Genomic DNA, 18,751 nt, shown 5'->3' on the forward strand with positions numbered 1-18,751 from the left:
CACGATGCCGGAGGCCTTCCTCCTCTACGTTGCCGTTCCTCTTGCCGTCCTTCTTTGGGTATGGTTCTCTTTTAGCGCAAGAAGAGGCGCTTGGCGGCGGGCGGCCCGACGAGGGACCGTTTGCCGGTTCTGCGGGGAGAAGATCACGATTCCGCCGGATCGCCAGGAGTTTCGTTGCCCGTCCTGCTCGGCCGAGCAACGCGTGATCGCCAACGAGGAGAAAGGGGCAATCTGATCATGGGAATGTGGATTGGCAGGAACCGAAAGGCACGGGTGTGCTACGGCTTTGACGAGATTTCGCTCGTCCCGGGAAGAGTCACGATCAATCCCGATGAGGTGGATACGAGCTTCGAGATCCCCAACCCCTCGGGCGAACCCATCCGGCTCAAGATCCCCATCCTGGCCAGCGCCATGGACGGGGTTACCGATGTGCCGTTTTGCGTGGAGATGGCCCGCCTGGGCGGCTTGGGAGTCATCAATCTCGAAGGGGTGCAGACGCGCTACGAGGATCCGAAGGCGGTCATCCAAGAGATCATTTCGGCGGATCAGAGCAAGGTCACCGAGCTGCTCCAGAAGATCTACTCGGCTCCGATCCAGGAACACCTGATCGCCAAGCGGATCGAGGAAATCAAATCCCACGGGGTTCCGGCCGCGGTGTCGGCCATTCCGCAGAAAGCGCAAGCCTTCGGAGCGATTGCGCAGGAGGCGGGAGTCGACATCTTCGTCGTCCAGTCGACGGTCAGCACCGCCAAGCATATTTCCCGGCAATACGCTTCCCTCGATCTGAGCGCTTTCTGCCGCCAGATGAAGGTTCCAGTCATCATCGGAAATGCGGTCACCTACGACGTGGTCCTCGACCTGATGGAATGCGGTGTCAGCGGCGTTTTGGTCGGTGTGGGTCCGGGTGCGGCCTGCACGTCACGCGGGGTGCTCGGGATCGGGGTGCCGCAGGTCACGGCCACCGTCGACTGTGCGGCGGCACGGGATGCTTTCTATAAAAAGACCGGGCGCTACGTTCCGATCATTACCGACGGCGGCATGCGGCGTGGGGGGGATCTCTGCAAGGCGATCGCCTGCGGTGCGGATGCCGTTATGATCGGTTCGGCCTTCGCCCGGTCGGAAGAGTCCCCCGGCCGGGGAAGCCACTGGGGGATGGCGACACCCCATGCGAATCTTCCTCGCGGAACCCGGATTCAAATGGGGATCAGCGGTCCGTTGCGGCAGATCCTCTACGGGCCCGCGACGGTCGACGACGGCTCGCAAAATCTAGTGGGCGCCCTGATGACGGCCATGGGCAACGTCGGTGCGGCCACGATTGCGGAATTCCAAGAGACCGAGGTGATCATCGCGCCGAGCATCCAGTCGGAAGGGAAGCTCTTTCAGATGGTGCAGTCGGTCGGCATGGGCAGCCGCTGAAAGCGATGTCTCATCCGCCCAGGAGCCGAGCGATAACCGCCGGCGCCCACCCGGACGGATCGGCGACGGATGCGCCCGAAGTCGAAAGCCGGATCGTCGTGCTCGACTTCGGCTCGCAGTATACCCAGCTCATCGCCCGCCGCATCCGCGAGTTGGGGGTTTTCTCGGAGATCGTTTCTCCGCAGACGCCCGCCGTAGAGCTGGCCCGCCCCGGCGTCCGCGGTCTCATCCTCTCCGGAGGACCGTCGAGCGTCGCGCAAGAAGGATCGCCGTTGCCCGACCCCGAGATCTTCTCCCTCGGGATTCCGGTGCTCGGCATCTGCTACGGCCTGCAGGCCATGGCGCGGCTTTTGGGCGGAGAGGTCGAGCGAGCACGGTCCGGCGAATATGGGCGGGCGGTCCTCGAATGGAGGGAGCCTTCCCCGCTTTCCGCCGAGCTTCCCAACCATTCGGCAGTTTGGAACAGCCACGGGGACCGGGTTTCCCGCCTTCCCGAGGGCTTCGTGGTGCTGGCCCAGACCGAAGAAGAGCCGCACGCGGCGGTCGCCGACCTCAAGCGGCGGCTCTACGGGCTTCAGTTCCATCCCGAGGTAACCCACACCGAATTCGGGAAGGAGATGCTCGCCAACTTTCTCTTCCGAATCTGCCACGCTCCCGCCAGTTGGAAGCTCTCCTCTTTCCTCGACCGGAGCTGCGCCGAGATCCGCGCCCGGGTCGGGAACGAGCGGGTGCTCCTCGGCTTAAGCGGCGGCGTCGACTCGAGCGTGACCGCCGCCCTGCTTCATCGGGCCATCGGGGACCGGCTCCACTGTCTTTTCGTCGATAACGGCCTTCTGCGCCAAGGAGAGGTCGAGACGGTACGCCACCTATTCGGCGAGGAGATGGGCTTTGCCGTCCACTTCGTGGATGCCTCGGCGCGCTTCCTGGGGAAGCTGCGCGGAGTCGCCGATCCCGAACGGAAGCGGAAGATCATCGGCAGAGAGTTCATCCAGGTCTTCGAGGAGGCCGCCCGAAGCCTGGGCCCGGTCCGATACCTCGCCCAGGGAACCCTCTATCCCGACCGCATCGAAAGCGCGGCGGCTGGCCATGGGCGGCCGGCGGTGATCAAGAGCCATCACAATGTCGGCGGTCTGCCCAGGCGGATGAAGATGCGCCTAGTGGAGCCTTTGCGGCTTCTCTTCAAGGACGAGGTCCGCGAACTGGGCAAACTCTTGGGGCTGCCCCGCGAGATCCTCCACCGGCACCCCTTCCCCGGCCCGGGCTTGGCAGTCCGCTGCCTGGCCCCGATCACCCCGGAGAACCTTGCCCTCCTCCGCGCCGCCGACGCGATCGTGGTCGAGGAGATCCGCCGGGCCGGGCTCTACGACGAGGTCTGGCAGGCCTTCGCGGTCCTCCTCCCCATCCGGAGCGTGGGAGTCATGGGCGATGCGCGGACCTACGAGCTGACGGCTGCGGTCCGTGCGGTGCAGAGCGTCGACGGGATGACCGCCGACTGGGCCCGGCTGCCGGCGGAACTCCTCTCCCGGATCGCCAACCGGATCATCCAGGAGGTCCGCGGCATCAATCGGGTCGTCTACGACATCTCCTCCAAGCCACCTGCCACCATCGAGTGGGAATGATTCCACGTCCGGCAGCTGCCGGCAGGATCAGGCACCAGACACACCTAAGCCCGCGTCACTGCGGGCTTTTTTGTGCTTTCAACCTGGCACGGACTGGCAGCCTGGGGTATGGCCAAGCACGAATTTTTCATGGCATAGTCGATGGCACGAAACCAGCCCTGTGCCATGCCTCGCCGCCGATGCCATGCGCCTCGTTCCCAGGTGGTCATGGTATCGGAATCATGTAAGTGGTTGCTGTAAAACGAATTTTTGTCGTTCCGCGCGGGGTTTTCCTGGCATGGTATTGATGGCCGGTGAAGTGTGTGCGTCACGATGGCCGTGCCATGGGTACGTCCCCGTAAGCTGTTGACTTGTAAGGGGTTCTCTTTGGTTCAAGCAGGGCGCACGACGCATGGTGTTGCAAGGGAGCGTGTGTGTCATGTTGACCGATACCAAGCTGCGTAACCTCAAGCCGACGGGCAAGCTGTACAAGGTGGCGGACAGGGACGGCCTGTATGTGGCCGTCACCCCCTCAGGAACCATTTCGTTCCGCTACAACTACGCCCTCAACGGGCGCCAGGAGACCATCACCTTCGGCCGGTACGGGCCGGGCGGGATCACGCTGGCCGAGGCCCGGGAACGCCTGGCCGAAGCCAAGAAGATGATCGCCGCGGGGAAGTCTCCGGCCCGGGAGAAAGCCAGGGAGAAGGCCCGTGTGCGCGACGCCGAGACGTTTGGTGCCTGGGCGGAAAAGTGGCTTCGCAGCTACCCGATGGCCGACTCCACCCGGGACATGCGGCGCTCGGTCTATGAGCGCGACCTGAAGGCCAAGTTCGGCAACCTCAAGCTGACCGAGATCACCCACGAAGACCTGCGGGCCCTGACCGACGCCATCGTCGAGCGGGGCGCGCCGGCCACCGCCGTCCATGCGCGCGAGATCGTGTACCAGGTCTACCGGTGGGCCATCGAGCGCGGCCAGAAGGTGGAGAATCCCGCCGAGCTGGTCCGCCCGGCCAGCATCGCGAAGTTCGCGCCGCGCGACCGCGCCCTGACGCCGGAAGAGATCGGCCTCATGTACCAGTACCTGGAGCGCGTCGGCACGTCGCCGTCGATCCGCGCCGCCGTGAAGCTGCTCCTGCTGACGATGGTGCGCAAGAGCGAGCTGACCAACGCCAGGTGGAGCGAGATCAACTTCAGCGAGGCCCTGTGGACCATCCCGAAGGAAAGGATGAAGCGGCGCAACCCGCACCTGGTGTTCCTGTCGCGGCAGGCGATGGACCTGCTGGTCGCGCTGAAAACCTTTGCCGGTGGTTCGGAATACGTCCTGCCGTCACGCTATGACCCCAGTGCGCCCATGAGCAGCGCCACGCTCAACCAGGTGATGAAGCTGACCTATCAACTGGCGCAGAAGGACGGCAAGCCGCTGGGCAAGTTCGGACCGCACGACCTGCGCCGCACGGCCAGCACCCTGCTGCACGAAGCCGGGTACAACAGCGACTGGATCGAAAAATGCCTCGCCCACGAACAGCGCGGCGTCAGGGCCATCTACAACAAGGCCGAGTACCGGGAGCAGCGGCGGCAGATGTTGCAGGACTGGGCGGACATGATCGACCAGTGGACGAAGGCACCAAAGCCGTAACCGTGGCGGCGCTCAACGCGGCGCTGTGGGTTTTCGTGCCACGCCTGACAGCAGGAACTCGATGCTGTATTCGGGAAGGCTGGGCAGCTGCCAGAACACGCTGGGGATACGGGCGCTGGCCTTGGAGACGGCTTGCCGCTGAATGCCAAGGACGCTGGCGGCATCGGATTGGCTCATGCCGTACCGCAGCAGCATGACGATTTGCTTCTTGCGGTCGGTCAGCCGGGCGTCTGTCATCCGCCTGGCGTGATCGCGCAGTTCGGACGTATCGCCATACCGGAGGCGGTGCTTGAGCACGTAGTGGTGAAGGTAGCAGTCGACCAGCCAGTCGCCTGACCCGGCGCACGGTTCGCGCCAGTTACCTGCCTGACGGGTGAGGCGCTCCAGCTCCGCGTCGAACTGTGCGGCCGAACGCCTGGCCCTTTGGTGCTCAGGATTCCACCCACCATCCGGCAACTTTGGACGGTGCAGTGAACAGTAAAGGCTGCTGAATTGCAGCGTCTCGTCAGGGTCACTTGCCAGGCGGCCGTTGGCGTAGGCCGCCAGTTCCGTTGGGGAGCCGCAGTAGCGGCAGAAGTCCTGGATGCGATCCCTGTCCACCTGCTTTCCATTCGCACGCGAGGTAAGCGGTGGCTTGCGTGCGCACGCTCGCGTGAGAGCGAGAAGGGTTTCCAGTGTGGCCACGAACCGTCGGCACTGGTCAGTCTTTACGCCGTGGCTCGAAACAAACTGGCGAAGCAACTGGCGCTGAAGGCGTGCAGCGTCGTTCAGGCCAACCAGCCGACAAATGTCGCTGAACGAGAGGCCTGAGCCTGCACCGGGCAGAAAGTGGAGCAGGTCGGGCGGCAGCGTGGCTGCATAGGCTGCTACGGCCGGATCGATGACCTGCTGGATGAGCCGGTCGATGCGCTTGCTGCGGGACGCCATCGAGTACGGCCGCCACTCCTCCTGCAACCTGCGGACTGCAGCACCAATGCCTGGATCACAGCCCTCCCAGACAGGGATGATGGGAAAGTGCGGCATGTCAACCAATTCGTCAAATCTTTGACTGTATCGATTTTGCACTGCCGGGCACCATCACGCAACGCTTCGCATTGACTTGGAGGTTGCTGCATGGAGCCAAGGCAGAAAGTGTTGATCAACCGGAAGAAGCTCCACTCGATGATCCCACTCAGCGAGCGGACCATCTTCAACATGGAGCAGCGGGGAGAGTTCCCCAGGCGCATTGCGTTGACCCGACGCAACGTTGCGTGGGATCTGACTGAAGTCGAAGCCTGGATCGAGGCGAGGAAAGCGTCCTGCCAGCAGGCGGACCGTCCTGGAGGCGGGCAGTGACGATGACGGTCAACGTGCAGGCCGCGTTCGAAAACGATCCGCCTGCGCTCGACTTCGTCTGGCCCGGCTTTCTCGCTGGTACGGTCGGAGCGCTGGTGGCTCCCGGTGGCGCGGGCAAGAGCTTCTGGGCGCTGGAGGCGGCAATGGCCGTTGCAGGCGGGGATGCTCCCGGCAGTGATCTGCTCGGGCTTGGGCCGTCACGGGCTGGGCGGGTGGTCTACTTTGCCGGCGAGGATCCGGCCCCGATCCTTGATTGCCGCATCCATGCCATTGGCAGACATCTGAGCGACACAGCGCGCTCGGCCATTGCGGGCCGGATGACCGTCGAGCCGGTCGCAGGCAGCTCCATGAATGTCACGGACAGGCACACGCTGCACCAGTTGGTGGAGAAGTGCTCGGGGGCGCGCCTCGTTGTGCTGGATACGTTGAGCCGCATGCATCGTCTTGACGAAAACAGCAACGGGGACATGGCGGTGGTGGTGGCGTGTCTGGAGCGCCTTGCACTGGAAACGGGAGCGTCCGTCTTGTTCCTGCACCACGTCAGCAAGGGCAGCGCACGAGAGGGGGCCACCGATCACCAGGGAGCCGCGCGGGGTGCGTCGGCGCTTGTCGACAATGCCCGGTGGTGCGGGTTCATTGCACCCATGACTTCAGAGGAGGCCGCACGCCTTGGGGAAGAACCCAAGGGTGCGCCACCTATCGGCGAGGCGCGCCGCAGGCATTTCGTCCGTGTTGGTGTCTCCAAGCAGAACTACGGAAGCGCGCCGCCGGACCGCTGGTATTCGCGGGACGGCCATGGCGTGCTCCTGCCGGCAGCGTTGTCGGCTTCGGAGCCGACCGGCCGCAGAAAGGGGGCGCATCGTGCACAAGCCTGAGCTGACGCACGCGCGCCATGACCCGATCCATTGCCTGGCACCGGGCTTGTTCCGCAGTCTCCAGAAGGGCGAGCGCAAGCGTGCCAAGCTGGATGTCGTCTATGACTTCGGCGACGGCAGGCGGGTGGAGTTCAGCGGTCCCGAACCGCTGGGAGCGGACGACCTGCGCATCTTGCAGGGCCTGGTGGCCATGGCGGGGCCGGCTGGGCTGGTGCTTTCACCCGAGCCGCAAACGGAGGCGGGCCGGCAGCTCCGGCTGTTCCTTGAGCCCAAATGGGATGCGATCCGGCAGGATGCGATGGTTGTCAGGGGAAGCTACAGGGTACTGGCACGTGAAGTCGGCTACGCCAATGTGGATAACGCCAAGCCGATCCGAGACTGCATCGAGCGTCTCTGGAAGGTCTCGGTCATCGTGCAGGATGGGAAGCGGCGCCAAGGCTTCAGGCTTCTTTCGGAGTACGCCAGCGACGAGCACGACGGAAAGCTCTACGTGGCGCTTAACCCCCTTCTGGCCCGTGCCGTGATGGGCGGTCAGCACGTGCGGATCAGTATGGGCGAGGTGCGGGCTCTACGAACCGATGCTACGCGCCTCCTCCACCAGCGCCTGTGCGCCTGGATTGACCCAGGCAAGTCGGGCCGTGCGGACATCGACACTCTGTGCGGGTACGTTTGGCCCGACGCAGCGGTGAATGCCAACACGGTCAAGACCCGGCGTCAGACAGTCCGCCGTGCCCTGGCTGAGCTGGACGCGCTGGGCTGGAGAGTGGAGAGCTACACCAAGGACAAATGGGAAATCTCCAGGCCCAAGCTTACCGAACCCCGGCTGGGGCGGTGAGCATGCGTGGGGCCCACTTTAACGCCACCCAACCCCCACTTTAACGTCACCCAATCCCCACTTTAACGCCACCCCGATGATGCAAAAAAATTCAATAAATACAATGTGTTATGAGAGGTCTGGAAATGCTTTCCAAGATTATCCAAGAGATAATCCACTAACCGAACTTCCGCTGTGTAGTGTCGCAAGTGATTGTAGCAGAACGTTAAGACTTTTTCGTTCTGCCTACATGGCCCATTTGGGCGGGCGAGCAAAGAGGGGGAGGAGGTCGAGCTTTTGGAGCAGTGCGTTGATGTCGGCGGGGATCTTGGAGAAGAACCCGATCAAAGGCCGTCCGTTTGGGGCAAGCCGGATCAAGCGGATCGCCTGAAGGCGGCGGAGCACTTGGGCACCTCTTCGGTAAACCCTTTGGCCACCCATTCGGTCCTGAGGCGGGCATTCATCCAGAAAGCCAAGAAGCAGATTCTCACGTGGTTGCGGACCCGATCGGGCCGCCAATGATAGACCGGACGGACTTCGAGGTAGCTCTTGAGTTCTGAAAAAGCGGCCTCGACCTCTGCGAGCCGCTTGTAGTGGGTCAGCACCTCCTGAGGAGAAGCCTTGGCGGACGGGAGGTTGGTCTCCAAAAGATACCAGCCGTCGATCGCCTCTTCTTCTTTGACCCGCTCTTGGTCAAGCTTCCACCAGAACCGGCCCTTGGCGTCGACTCCATACTGAAAGTACTTATGGGCCTGGATCCGCTGGAGCGCCCGGCCGATCCGGCTGCCGAGCTCGACCGGGTCTGCTCCCTTGCGCGTTGCCTTGGCAATCTGGCGCAGCTCTTCCTCTCCTCGGGCAATGCGGCTCTGCCGCCGCTCCCGATCGCGCATCGCGCGCCACTCCCCTCCGGCAACGACGTAGCGAACCCCTTGGTGCTCGATCTCCATCACCCGGGTTCGATCCGTCAGCCAGAGCTGCCGATCTTTGGGAAGTCGCCGAACGATCTCCTGGAGCTTGGTCCCAGTTGATCGGGTCACGTACTCAAGCTCCATGCCGGTGAGCATCTCCAGATTCCACCGGCTCTTCATCCCGCCATCGAAGACGAAGGTAGCCTCTCGGATCCCGAGTCGGCGTCTGAGAGTCACCAAGAGCCCCGTCAGCGTCGTGCTGTCCGCCCGGTTCCCCGCAGGACCTCCACATGGATCGGATCCCCGGGCATCGGTGGCGACCGCAAGAAGCACCTGCCGCCGATCTTGCCGGTGATCCCGGCTGTAGCCGTACTGCGCCAATCCCTCGGGGCCGTCCCCTCGAAGTAGACACTCGAAGGTCATAGAGCACCAAGCTCGCTCCCTCTGGTTGGGCTTCCCGGTAAAGCTTCTTCTCGATCCCGCTCCAAACGCCGTTGAGCCCATCCATCGCCCGGTAGAGATCGTCTTCTTCCAGGTCCTTCTCCTCCAGCCCGCATACCTTAGCCAAAAGCGTCCCGCCTGCTTCCTCCCGAAGGGCGAGCTTGGAAGAGGGAAAGAGAATCCGTCCAAAGATCATCGCTTTCAAAAGCCGCCCCTTCCGCTCCGAACCCACCCCGGAAAGAACCTGATCGAGTCCAAATCGCTGCCACGCTTGCTCGAGGACCGCGAGTCCTCCGTAATCCAGAGCTTCCTGCCCTTCCAGTCCGTCCAGGGGCACCAGCTTCTTCCCCTGCAGCAGCGCTCGGACCGCCTGCTGGACCTCCACCGGCATCCGGGTCAGATTGGACAGGATCCTCGTCTTGACCTGCTTGCCCACCCGATACGACTCCCGGACAAGAACGGATCGGTAGACTTTGCCCCTCTGGCAAGTGCGCACCTCTTGCACGTACATGCCTACAATATGCCAAGAGCATGATGCTTATGCAAACAAATGTTATTCACATTGTATTCGCATTACACGTCCTACATTATTTTGTGTAAGTCCTTCATGTGCCAAAACAATCCTCAAAATTGTGCGGAAGATGGGCTAGGCGCGGCCGAGGCCTTGCCTTCCTTCAGGACACCAAAAGATACAAGGGCCGGGAAGGGTACGTGTAATCTGTTAGCACCTCCCCCGAGGGGCGGCTCAACACCCGTGTCGCCGTTGACTGTCCGGCCCTTGGGCGGCGTGGCAGATGCATGTTTTGTCTGTGAATCGAGGGGCCGCTGGAATCTGCCGAACGGCCCCTTTCCTTTTGGGGCTCTTCGCTGAATGGAATGGGCGGAGGAGGCAGATTTGCCATTGAGGGATGGCAAGAAACGGTGTTCTTGCCATCCGTCTTCGACGGATTTTGAGTCCGGGCGAATTGCCGTCAAGGACACTTCGACTTCGTCGATCCTCCTTGACGGCGGATTGCCAAGCTCGCCTCGTTTTCCGATTCTTCGGGCATGGATGCGAACAAGCTTTTTGGGATGGCCTTACAGTTGGGTCCGGAATGGAAGGTGACTCGAAGCGAACTGTCTGCGGTGGATCACACCTTGAAGATCTGGCTCGATTTTCGCGAGGGCCATCGGTTCCCCTGTCCGGAATGCGGGCGTCCTTCTCCTGCGCACGACACGGTGGAGAAGCGGTGGAGGCACATGAACTTCTGGCAGTACAAGACCGAGCTGGTGGCGCGGGTTCCTCGGGTGGACTGTCCGGAGCACGGAGTGCGGTTGGCGGAAGTTCCCTGGGCCAGACCGGGGAGCGGGTTTACCCTGATGATGGAGGCGGTCATCCTGATGCTTTCCCAGGAGATGCCGGTTTCCCAGGTGGCCAAGATGCTCAAGGAGCAGGACACCCGGCTGTGGAGAATCTTGGAGCATTACGTGGAAAAGGCCTATCGGAAGGAGGATTGGAGCGGGGTGAAGCGGATCTTGGTCGACGAGACCAGCAGCAAGCGGGGTCACCGCTACGTGACCGCCGTTACCGACGCGGAGAGCCGGAAGCTCCTCTTCCTGGCGGAAGGCAAAGGGAAGGAGGCCTTGGAGGCATTTGCCAAGGAGATGCGCGAGCATGGAGCGAGTCCCGAGCAGATCGAGCTAATCTGCATGGACATGAGCCCTTCCTACATTTGCGGAGCCAAGGAGCACTTCCCCAAGGCGCAGATCGTCTTTGACCGCTTCCACCTCATGCAGATGGCGGGGGAGGCGGTCGACCAGGTGCGTAAGGAGTTCGTGCGTCAGGGGCTGCTGCCGAAGGGAAGCCTCTGGGCACTGCGAGGCAACGAATGGACGCGAAGCGAGGGGCAGAAGAGTCTGCGCGCTTCCCTTTGCGCCGCCTACCCCCGACTGGGAAGAGCCATTGGGCTCCGGGAGGCTCTGCAAGAGATCCTCGGCCAGGAGGATCCCCAAGAGCTCCGCTGGTGGCTACAGTGGGCCGATCGCAGCCGGCTTGCTCCCTTCCGAAGGCTTTCCAAGACGCTCAAAGAGCACCTGGACGGCGTCCTTGCTTTCTTCCAGAGCCGGGTGACCAATGGTCTCATCGAGGCGATCAACGGACTCATCCAGCTTGCCAAAAGGATGGCGAGAGGGTTTCGAAGCTTCCGGTGCTTGCGGATCGCCGCTTTCCTCAAAGCCGGAAAGCTGAGGTTGGATGTTCCCGCCTTGGCCACATGAAACAGCGAGGAGGCCCTTTTGGTGCCCATCGCGACCGCGCGCAGGCCATGTTGCGCGAATATGTGCGATTCAATGCGACGAAGCGCGAACGTACGCGACGAAACGCGATGATGCGCGAAGACGTGCGATTGATCGTAGATTCGCGCGCCGATCGCGAAAGATCGCATAAGTTCGCAGTGAGCTTTGACGGCAAGATATGTGTTGTGGGCCTACGCGCAAGCGCGAAGTCCTCCAACACTCCCCCTTACTCGCCATTGGCTCGACGGCATCCTGCTCTGCGAGGCGCACCTTCGCTGCCGCGACAGTTGCCCTCACTCGCACCCACGGGAGGAACATGCGATGCCAGGCGATAGCGCGAACGACCTGCTTGAGCTACCCCGGCGCAGCCTGCCGCCGATCAAGGTCTGGGTCACACTCGAGGAACGGGCCGAGATCGAAATCCGTGCGGCACAGACCGGGCTTTCGGTTTCGGCCTACATGCGGGCGGCAGGGCTGAACCACCCGGTCCGCTCTGTCCTTGACCTGAAGGCCGTGGCTGACCTGGTAAGGGTCAACGGCGACTTGGGGCGGGTTGCCGGACTACTGAAGCTTTGGCTCGCCGAGAAGCGAGGGCAGGGGGCTAGCCCTGTGGACGTGGAGGCGTTGATGAAGGAGCTGTGGGCGCTCCAGACCGAGATGCGTCAGATCATGGGGCGAGCGGTCCGGGGGAGGTAAAGGGCCGGCTACAACAGCGCTCAACTTGTGGGTTTGGTTCAGCAGGCTGGTAAGTGCCCTATCCTGCCAGCCAACAGTACAACACTTCAGCGCATTCCTTGCAGAGTTTCGATTTTACTGGCGGAGCATATCAAGAACTGTTAAGATAACCGTCAGTTTTCTATGTCCATGAACTGTCAATGAATAGGCGTGTCGGATATGCGCGCATTTCGATGGGCGAGCACCACCTGGACCTGCAGCGCGATGCGCTCCAGCAGGCTGGGTGCAGCCTGATTTACGAGGAAGTAACCATCGGCAAGAACACGGTACGCCCTGAGCTTGAGCGTTGCTTCAAGGCGTTGCGGCCCGGGGATACCTTCGTGGTGTGGCGATTTGATCGACTCGGGCGCAGTCTGCATGACTTGGTGCAGCTCGTGTCCGAACTTGAGCGGCACGGCGTGCATTTCGAGAGCCTGGTCGAGAAGATCGAGACAGGCAGTGCATCGGGCAGACTGCAATTTCATGTGTTTGCGGCGCTAGCTGAGTTCGAGCGCGGTTTGATCCGTGAACGGACGCAGGCAGGGTTGGCTGCGGCTCGCGCCCGTGCTCGTGGCCGGCGCGGTGGCCGCAAGCCGAAGTTAGATGCCCAGCAGGTACAAGAGATCAAAGCGCTGCTGCGCGATCCAGATGTCAAGGTGGCCGAGGTGCCTCGCCGTGACGGAGTTTCCCGAACCACCCTTTACAAGCACGTTGGCGTCATCACGCCGTTTCAATGAGGACTTGGGATGACCCAGCAGCTAGATATTGTAGTAAGCACGCGCCGCAAGGTTGACCCTAAAGCTGTTGCAGCCTCTGTGTGTCCTGTCATGGCAGCCGCTGAGGCTTTGGCGAGTGAAGGGGGGCATGAGATGCGAGGGGCTGTTTTCACGCGCCCTGAGGTGGTGAATTTTATTCTCGATCTGGTTGGTTACACGGAGGATCAACGGCTTTACGAAAAAAAGATTCTGGAGCCGTCATTTGGTGCTGGCGACTTCCTACTCCCGATCATTGAGCGGCTATTGAGGGCCTGGCGGGCGGAAAGGCCGAACGGTTCCGTGCTATGCGAGCTGTCCGATGCTGTCCGTGGGGTAGAGCTACACAATGACACTTTTCACAACACCAAAGCTGCTGTGATCGAACTGCTCAAAGGCCATGGGATAGCCGAGAACGAAGCTAGAACCTTGGCGAGCCGTTGGTTGTTGCAGGGCGATTTCCTGTTGACGCCGCTGGACGGACAATTTGATTTCGTGGTGGGCAACCCGCCCTATGTTCGGCAGGAGCTGATCCCGGCACCGCTACTTGCGGAGTACCGAAGTCGTTACAGGACGATGTATGACCGGGCCGACCTCTACATTCCATTCATCGAGCGGTCGCTGTCGGTCTTGGCGGAAGGAGGCAGCCTAGGCTTTATCTGCGCGGATCGTTGGATGAAGAATCGTTATGGCGGCCCCCTGCGCAGGCTAGTTGCCGAGCGATTCCACCTGAAGGTCTATGTTGATATGGTCGATACTCCGGCCTTCCACTCCGATGTGACTACGTACCCGGCGATCACCGTCATAAGCCGCGAAGCGCAGGGAGTAACGCGCATCGCTCACCGACCGAATATCGATCATGCAACGCTGACTGCACTGGCAGACTTGCTCAAGGCCCGTACCTTGCCGAAAGGAAACGGCCTAGTGCGTGAACTGGCTGGTGTAACTGAAGGTGCAGAGCCGTGGCTGTTAGGCTCATCGGACCAGATGGCACTCATTCGTCGCTTGGAAAGGGATTTCCCGCCATTGGAAGAGGCAGGATGCAAGGTTGGGATCGGTGTGGCGACTGGCGCAGACAAGGTGTTCATCGGAGATTATGAAGCGCTCGACGTTGAGCCATGCCGGAAGCTTCCGCTGGTGACGACCAAGGATATCTTGTCTGGCGAGGTAAAGTGGTGCGGTCTAGGCATCATCAATCCCTTTTCCGAGTCTGGCGGGCTGGTCGATCTCAACGACTATCCGCGTCTGCGCCGTTACCTTGAATCTCGGCGAGAGGTTCTTGCTGCTCGACACTGTGCGCAGAAATCTCCAGCTAACTGGTACCGAACGATTGACCGCATCACGCCGTCGCTCGCTGCGCGTCCGAAGCTCTTGGTGCCTGACATCAAGGGCGAGGCACATGTCGTATTTGAGAAAGGCGAGTTATATCCCCACCACAACCTCTACTACGTCGTATCAGAAGAGTGGGATTTGCGGGCATTACAGGCTGTGCTTATGTCTGCTGTCTCACGTTTGTTTGTGGCGACCTATTCGACAAAAATGCGGGGTGGATTTCTGCGCTTTCAAGCACAGTACCTACGCCGTATCCGCATCCCGCGCTGGGCCGATGTATCCAAGACGCTGCGCCGTGAGCTGGCTGAGGCTGCGATCAAGCGGGACATACACGCCTGCAACCAGGCTGTGTTCAAGCTTTACAAGCTTAGCCAACAAGAACGATATGCCCTCGGGGGGAATGGAGAATAAATGGCACTCGATCTCGTCAACTACGAGCAGAAGGCTCGCGAGGCCGTGAAGGCGTTTTGGGGAAACCGTGAAGCCGCAAGACAAAAGCAAATTGAGGCGGGGAAGGCTGACCAAGGGGAGCGTGCAGGAGTCACCGCTGGTAAGAATATGGATGGCTTCCTAGCTTTGGTGCTCGATGTCATCAAGGCGAATGGGCTAGCCCACGCCGAAATTCACCAGAATCGGGCAATGCTGACCTTGCCCGGCTATTTTCGTCCAACGAAGCTGTGGGATTTATTGGTACTCTACAAAGGGGAGCTGATCGCAGCCATTGAGCTAAAAAGCCAAGTAGGCCCCTCATTTGGCAACAACTTTAACAACCGAACTGAGGAGGCCGTCGGCACGGCCCATGATCTTTGGACTGCCTTTCGCGAAGAGGCTTTTGGCAAGCAACCGCGCCCCTTTGTAGGATGGTTGATGATGGTCGAGGATGCGCCCGAATCGCGCAAACCCGTTCGTGATTCCTCGCCACACTTCCCTGTTTTCGATGAGTTTAATGGGGCGTCTTACCTCAAGCGGTATGACTTGTTGTGCCAGCGGCTTGTACAGGAACAGCTTTACACTACCGCTGCTGTCATCGCTGCAAAGCGTAGCGCGGTAAATACCGGAGATTTCACGGAGCTTTCGTCGATGACCAGTCTTAGGACGTTTGTAACTGCATTGGCTGGTCATGTTGCGGCAGTGGCAGCGCGGTTAGGTTGATAGCTGTAGTGATTAGGGATATGGGCGAGCAATACACCTACGCACGATTCTGGCGATGCGCGCTACAGGTAAATCCTGTCGGCTATAACAGCTCTTACAGAGGAGTTGATCACGGTCTGGATGAATGCAGTTACAACCAAGCGCTGCTTCAAAAGTGCCTTGAGTTAGATATTAAGGTTGTCGGTCTAGCCGATCACGGCAACGTGGCTAGCGTCGATACGTTGCGTCAGCTGCTAAGAGAGCACGGCATTGTGTTGTTCCCGGGCTTCGAGATCGCATCAAACGATAAGACTCACTACGTCTGCCTCTTCCCTGAGGACACTACGGTGCAGCAGCTTGAACGCTACCTCGGTCGCCTCGAGCTGTGTGATCCGGCGGATGGGATCCGACCTTCTCAGCTAAGTTCAGAAAAGTTAATCGAAGAGGTCGATCGACTGGGTGGCTTCATCTACGCTGCACACTGCACCCAGAAAAACGGACTGCTCAAAAACCGACTGGACCACGTATGGAAGCATCCCAAGTTGCGCGCGGCCCAGATTCCTGGGTCGATAGACGACCTCGCGGGCGTTGAAGATGGCTTTTATCGCAGGGTGTTTTTGAACAAGGACGACAACTACCGTCGTGAACGGCCTGTGGCCGCGATCAATGCCAAGGATGTGGCCAAGCCTAATGACTTGGATCATCCCAGCGCAACATGCTTGGTCAAGATGACACGGCCTACGTTCGCTGCGTTCAAGGTCGCCTTCCTCGATCCGATATCGCGAGTTCGGCTTAACTCGCAGCAGGCACCGAGCCCAATTGGCAAGATTGTACGCATGACCGTGGATGGCGGTTACCTTGATGGTGTCCGCATAGATTTTTCCGACCACCTCAACACGGTGATCGGCGGCCGTGGGACGGGTAAGTCAACGTTGCTTGAATGCCTGCGCTTTGCATTGGGTGTACCACCTAAGGGCAGGCTGGCTCTGAAGTACCACCAAGATATCATCAATGAGAACCTTGGTCGCGCGGCTGGCCGTGTTGAGCTGACTGTAGTGTCTTCCGCTCAGAATGGCAGGGTGTATACCATCTCGCGCCGTTACGCCAAGCCTCCGATAGTTCGCGACGTGGATGGCAATGTCTCCACTTTGCATCCGCGCGACTTGCTTCCCTGTATCGACATTTACGGGCAGAACGAAATTTACGAGTTGGCCCGAGATGAGGCTAGTCGATTGCAACTATTGGATCGCTTCCTGCCTCCGGACACGAAGTATGAAGAGAAGGTCGATAGCGTACGTCGGCGCTTAACGGAAAATCAGCAGAAACTCACAAAGGCCCTTTCTTACCTTGACGAGCTGCATACGCAGATTGAGCGTTTACCGAAGTTGGAAGAGCAGCTTCGCGGGTTTGAAGAGCTTGGTATCAAGGACAAGTTAGCCAAGACCCCATTGTTGGCACGCGAGCGTGAGATTGCGAAGGCTGCGCGCGATAGCGTACAGAGTTTTTACGACACGCTTTCATCAATGCGTGATAGCTTGCCTGACCTTGGCTTCATCAGCGATGAGGCATTGGATGGGTTGCCAGACGCTGCCCAGTTGTCCTCTATGCGGGAAACGCTGGACGAACTTAAGAAGGAGTTTGCCGAGCATCTGTCTGCTATGCAGGCCTTGCTTGACGACCGGAGAGGACAGTTCACCACACAGTATGGCTTATGGGAGCAGGCTATCCAAGCGCACGACGCCGAACTAGAAAAAGCGCTTCGGTCGTTACCTGCTGCTGCTGGAAAGAACGGGCAGGAGGTCGGTGTTGCCTATCAAAAATTGGTAGCGGATATCGAGCGGATCAAGCCCTTGAGGTCGCGGGTTTCCACTCATGAGTCTCAGCTAGAAGCCTTACGTCAGGAGCGACGCAACCTATTGGCCGAGCTATCTGATTTGCGTGGTCAGCGCATACAGGCTTTGCAAAGGGCTGCAAAGAAGCTGAATAAGAAGCTTGAAGGAAAGCTCAAGGTGGAAATCGTGCCGGAAGCTGTCCGAACGCCATTAATGAACTTCCTGTTAGGCTGCAAGCTTGATGGCATTGGCGAAAAGCGGCTTTCGTTCATTGAGGAGGCTGAGGCGATTAGTCCATTGTCGTTAGCTCAGTCGATTCGGAATGGCGCTGCCGACGTGCAACGCGACTGGGGTGTCACGCAAATGGTGGCCGAAGCTCTCACCAAGCTTCAACCGTCTCAGCTCATGGAAATGGAGGCATTGGAACTAGAGCATCGTGTGGAAATCTTCCTGAACGTTTCGCACGACCAATCCCATCCGGCATTTCGGCCTCTCAGCAAGCTCTCGATGGGCCAGCAGTGCACGGCGGTCCTGCACATGCTATTGCTTGAGAACGCTGATCCCCTTGTGGTGGATCAGCCGGAAGACAACCTGGACAACGCCTTCATCGCGGATCGGATCGTAGCCGAGTTGAGAGGGGCAAAGACCAGCCGTCAGTTCTTGTTTGCGACGCACAATGCGAACATTCCAGTGTTCGGTGATGCTGAGTGGATTGGAGTGTTCACAGCGGCTGAGAACCACGGGAGCCTCGGCTTGGAAGCGCAAGGCTCAATTGACGTTCCTGAGATTCGTGACCAAGTCGCTCGCATCCTAGAGGGTGGCCGTGACGCATTCATCCAGCGCAAAGAGAAGTACGAGTTCTAAGCGGTCGTAGAGATGGGCATGCAGCAGAGGTGAGAGCGCATGGTATTTTTCATGGTATTCTGTGCGTTTCCGTAGAATAAGTTATTGAAAGATAAGAATAAGTTTTATAAGAGTATGATAGAATGGGAGATCGGGCACGGCCCCCGGCGTGGATAAAGATTATTCCGTCCGCCGACCTTTGCTTCGCCGGAAACGGAAAGCGAAGAGCCCTCCGATCCGACCACGCGGGGAAACCATGCCGCCGACCGGAGGAAACCGCCCTCACGGATTCCCGGTTTCGAGCTCCTTAGCGTACTTCTCCAGGACCTCGGCGTCGGCTTTCATCAAATCGGCCTTCATCCGAAGCTTGCGGGCGGTGGCCTTGGGGTTCTTCGTGGTTTCCACCTCCTGGAGGATCCGATCCCAGTTCTCCCCGCCTCCGCCACCCATGCCGGCCATCCCGTGGCTCATGCCTCCCATCCCCCCTTTGCCGCACTTCATGCCGTGCTCCATCCCCCCCATTTCGGGGCCTTCATGCTCGTCCTGATCCTCGGCGGACTGCTCGGCGTCGCCCTTCTTGGCTCCTCCGTGATGCTGGTGCTGCGCATGGAGAGGCCAAAGAGAAAAGCCTCCCATCAGGCCGAGGGCGGCCAACAACAGAGTCGATTTCCTGACAAAGCCGTTTGTTTTCATGCTTTTTCTCCCAAACCGACGTGTCGATCGTGCCGGCGGGCGCGCCGACCCCGATCTCCCGGAGCTCCCATAAACCTGACATTACATCAGGACTCGAAGGGAAAGCCAGTTCTTTCTCCCCGATGGCCAAAGGGTGAGCGGCCTCCGGAGGATC

Annotated in this window: 16 protein-coding genes; 13 read left to right on the forward strand and 3 right to left on the reverse strand. The window is 60.1% G+C overall.

The genetic code is table 11. The annotated features are described in order from the left end of the window. Window positions 1–4 precede the first annotated feature (4 nt). The 4 genes from MTHMO_RS09815 to MTHMO_RS09830 all read left to right on the forward strand — a co-directional run bounded on the left by MTHMO_RS09815 (window position 5) and on the right by MTHMO_RS09830 (window position 4,653). The gene (locus tag MTHMO_RS09815) at window positions 5–235 is read left to right on the forward strand and encodes a hypothetical protein (protein ID WP_202214610.1); all 231 of its coding nucleotides are present in this window, start codon (window positions 5–7) and stop codon (window positions 233–235) included. A 2-nt stretch (window positions 236–237) separates the two neighbouring features. After that, window positions 238–1,416, forward strand: coding sequence for a GuaB3 family IMP dehydrogenase-related protein (locus tag MTHMO_RS09820; RefSeq protein WP_202214611.1), 1,179 nt, complete (start codon window positions 238–240; stop codon window positions 1,414–1,416). A gap of 5 nt (window positions 1,417–1,421) precedes the next feature. Beyond that, window positions 1,422–3,035, forward strand: a complete 1,614-nt coding sequence (gene guaA / locus MTHMO_RS09825; protein WP_202214612.1) for a glutamine-hydrolyzing GMP synthase — start codon at window positions 1,422–1,424, stop codon at window positions 3,033–3,035. A gap of 418 nt (window positions 3,036–3,453) precedes the next feature. Continuing rightward, the gene (locus MTHMO_RS09830) at window positions 3,454–4,653 is read left to right on the forward strand and encodes a site-specific integrase (protein ID WP_202214613.1); all 1,200 of its coding nucleotides are present in this window, start codon (window positions 3,454–3,456) and stop codon (window positions 4,651–4,653) included. Window positions 4,654–4,665: 12 nt separating this feature from the next. On the opposite strand, the gene MTHMO_RS09835 is transcribed toward MTHMO_RS09830, so the two are convergent. Then, window positions 4,666–5,580: a LuxR family transcriptional regulator gene (locus MTHMO_RS09835; RefSeq protein ID WP_237394889.1), complete on the reverse strand. Its 915-nt coding sequence runs from the start codon at window positions 5,578–5,580 to the stop codon at window positions 4,666–4,668. Between the two features lie 186 nt (window positions 5,581–5,766). On the opposite strand from MTHMO_RS09835, the gene MTHMO_RS09840 reads away from it, so the two are divergent. Genes MTHMO_RS09840 through repC form a run of 3 tightly spaced genes read left to right on the forward strand, consistent with a single transcriptional unit; the run spans window position 5,767 to window position 7,698 of the window. Beyond that, the gene (locus MTHMO_RS09840; protein WP_202214615.1) at window positions 5,767–5,988 is read left to right on the forward strand and encodes an AlpA family transcriptional regulator; all 222 of its coding nucleotides are present in this window, start codon (window positions 5,767–5,769) and stop codon (window positions 5,986–5,988) included. 2 nt (window positions 5,989–5,990) lie between these two features. Next, window positions 5,991–6,863 carry a helicase RepA family protein gene (locus MTHMO_RS09845; RefSeq protein ID WP_202214616.1) on the forward strand — a complete coding sequence of 291 codons (873 nt, stop codon included), beginning with the start codon at window positions 5,991–5,993 and terminating at the stop codon, window positions 6,861–6,863. Beyond that, a complete protein-coding gene (gene repC / locus MTHMO_RS09850) occupies window positions 6,784–7,698 on the forward strand; it encodes a replication protein C, IncQ-type (protein ID WP_237394890.1) in 915 nt (304 codons plus the stop codon). The genes MTHMO_RS09845 and repC overlap by 80 nt, the downstream gene beginning before the upstream one ends. 353 nt (window positions 7,699–8,051) lie before the next feature. On the opposite strand, the gene MTHMO_RS11055 is transcribed toward repC, so the two are convergent. Continuing rightward, on the reverse strand, window positions 8,052–9,089 hold the full coding sequence (locus MTHMO_RS11055) for an IS1634 family transposase (RefSeq protein ID WP_370568332.1): 1,038 nt from the start codon (window positions 9,087–9,089) through the stop codon (window positions 8,052–8,054). 984 nt (window positions 9,090–10,073) lie between these two features. On the opposite strand from MTHMO_RS11055, the gene MTHMO_RS09860 reads away from it, so the two are divergent. The 6 genes from MTHMO_RS09860 to MTHMO_RS09885 all read left to right on the forward strand — a co-directional run bounded on the left by MTHMO_RS09860 (window position 10,074) and on the right by MTHMO_RS09885 (window position 17,925). After that, window positions 10,074–11,282: an ISL3 family transposase gene (locus tag MTHMO_RS09860; protein WP_202214199.1), complete on the forward strand. Its 1,209-nt coding sequence runs from the start codon at window positions 10,074–10,076 to the stop codon at window positions 11,280–11,282. 339 nt (window positions 11,283–11,621) lie between these two features. Beyond that, window positions 11,622–11,996, forward strand: coding sequence for a CopG family transcriptional regulator (locus tag MTHMO_RS09865; RefSeq protein ID WP_202214617.1), 375 nt, complete (start codon window positions 11,622–11,624; stop codon window positions 11,994–11,996). A 179-nt stretch (window positions 11,997–12,175) separates the two neighbouring features. After that, window positions 12,176–12,751, forward strand: coding sequence for a recombinase family protein (locus MTHMO_RS09870; RefSeq protein ID WP_202214618.1), 576 nt, complete (start codon window positions 12,176–12,178; stop codon window positions 12,749–12,751). A 90-nt stretch (window positions 12,752–12,841) separates the two neighbouring features. Beyond that, the gene (locus tag MTHMO_RS09875) at window positions 12,842–14,509 is read left to right on the forward strand and encodes an Eco57I restriction-modification methylase domain-containing protein (RefSeq protein ID WP_202214914.1); all 1,668 of its coding nucleotides are present in this window, start codon (window positions 12,842–12,844) and stop codon (window positions 14,507–14,509) included. Further along, on the forward strand, window positions 14,510–15,250 hold the full coding sequence (locus tag MTHMO_RS09880) for a PaeR7I family type II restriction endonuclease (protein ID WP_202214619.1): 741 nt from the start codon (window positions 14,510–14,512) through the stop codon (window positions 15,248–15,250). It begins immediately after the preceding gene. A gap of 20 nt (window positions 15,251–15,270) precedes the next feature. Continuing rightward, a complete protein-coding gene (locus MTHMO_RS09885) occupies window positions 15,271–17,925 on the forward strand; it encodes a TrlF family AAA-like ATPase (RefSeq protein ID WP_202214620.1) in 2,655 nt (884 codons plus the stop codon). Window positions 17,926–18,186: 261 nt separating this feature from the next. Here the strand turns inward: MTHMO_RS09885 and MTHMO_RS09890 are convergent, their stop codons facing one another. Continuing rightward, window positions 18,187–18,597, reverse strand: a complete 411-nt coding sequence (locus MTHMO_RS09890; protein WP_202214621.1) for a hypothetical protein — start codon at window positions 18,595–18,597, stop codon at window positions 18,187–18,189. Window positions 18,598–18,751: the final 154 nt, after the last annotated feature.

It is taken from the genome of Methylacidimicrobium sp. AP8, from assembly GCF_903064525.1.
Taxonomy (GTDB): domain Bacteria; phylum Verrucomicrobiota; class Verrucomicrobiia; order Methylacidiphilales; family Methylacidiphilaceae; genus Methylacidimicrobium.

Excerpts from the sequence above, each read along its gene's own strand:
- guaA (WP_202214612.1), top strand. The coding sequence starts at position 1,422 with ATGTCTCATCCGCCCAGGAGCCGAGCGATAACCGCCGGCGCCCACCCG.
- MTHMO_RS11055 (WP_370568332.1), bottom strand. The coding sequence starts at position 9,089 with ATGGGCTCAACGGCGTTTGGAGCGGGATCGAGAAGAAGCTTTACCGGG.
- MTHMO_RS09815 (WP_202214610.1), top strand. The coding sequence starts at position 5 with ATGCCGGAGGCCTTCCTCCTCTACGTTGCCGTTCCTCTTGCCGTCCTT.
- MTHMO_RS09870 (WP_202214618.1), top strand. The coding sequence starts at position 12,176 with ATGAATAGGCGTGTCGGATATGCGCGCATTTCGATGGGCGAGCACCAC.
- MTHMO_RS09845 (WP_202214616.1), top strand. The coding sequence starts at position 5,991 with ATGACGGTCAACGTGCAGGCCGCGTTCGAAAACGATCCGCCTGCGCTC.
- MTHMO_RS09875 (WP_202214914.1), top strand. The coding sequence starts at position 12,842 with ATGGCAGCCGCTGAGGCTTTGGCGAGTGAAGGGGGGCATGAGATGCGA.
- repC (WP_237394890.1), top strand. The coding sequence starts at position 6,784 with ATGGCGTGCTCCTGCCGGCAGCGTTGTCGGCTTCGGAGCCGACCGGCC.
- MTHMO_RS09840 (WP_202214615.1), top strand. The coding sequence starts at position 5,767 with ATGGAGCCAAGGCAGAAAGTGTTGATCAACCGGAAGAAGCTCCACTCG.
- MTHMO_RS09865 (WP_202214617.1), top strand. The coding sequence starts at position 11,622 with ATGCCAGGCGATAGCGCGAACGACCTGCTTGAGCTACCCCGGCGCAGC.
- MTHMO_RS09890 (WP_202214621.1), bottom strand. The coding sequence starts at position 18,597 with ATGAAAACAAACGGCTTTGTCAGGAAATCGACTCTGTTGTTGGCCGCC.
- MTHMO_RS09830 (WP_202214613.1), top strand. The coding sequence starts at position 3,454 with ATGTTGACCGATACCAAGCTGCGTAACCTCAAGCCGACGGGCAAGCTG.
- MTHMO_RS09885 (WP_202214620.1), top strand. The coding sequence starts at position 15,271 with ATGGGCGAGCAATACACCTACGCACGATTCTGGCGATGCGCGCTACAG.
- MTHMO_RS09835 (WP_237394889.1), bottom strand. The coding sequence starts at position 5,580 with ATGGCGTCCCGCAGCAAGCGCATCGACCGGCTCATCCAGCAGGTCATC.
- MTHMO_RS09880 (WP_202214619.1), top strand. The coding sequence starts at position 14,510 with ATGGCACTCGATCTCGTCAACTACGAGCAGAAGGCTCGCGAGGCCGTG.
- MTHMO_RS09820 (WP_202214611.1), top strand. The coding sequence starts at position 238 with ATGGGAATGTGGATTGGCAGGAACCGAAAGGCACGGGTGTGCTACGGC.
- MTHMO_RS09860 (WP_202214199.1), top strand. The coding sequence starts at position 10,074 with ATGGATGCGAACAAGCTTTTTGGGATGGCCTTACAGTTGGGTCCGGAA.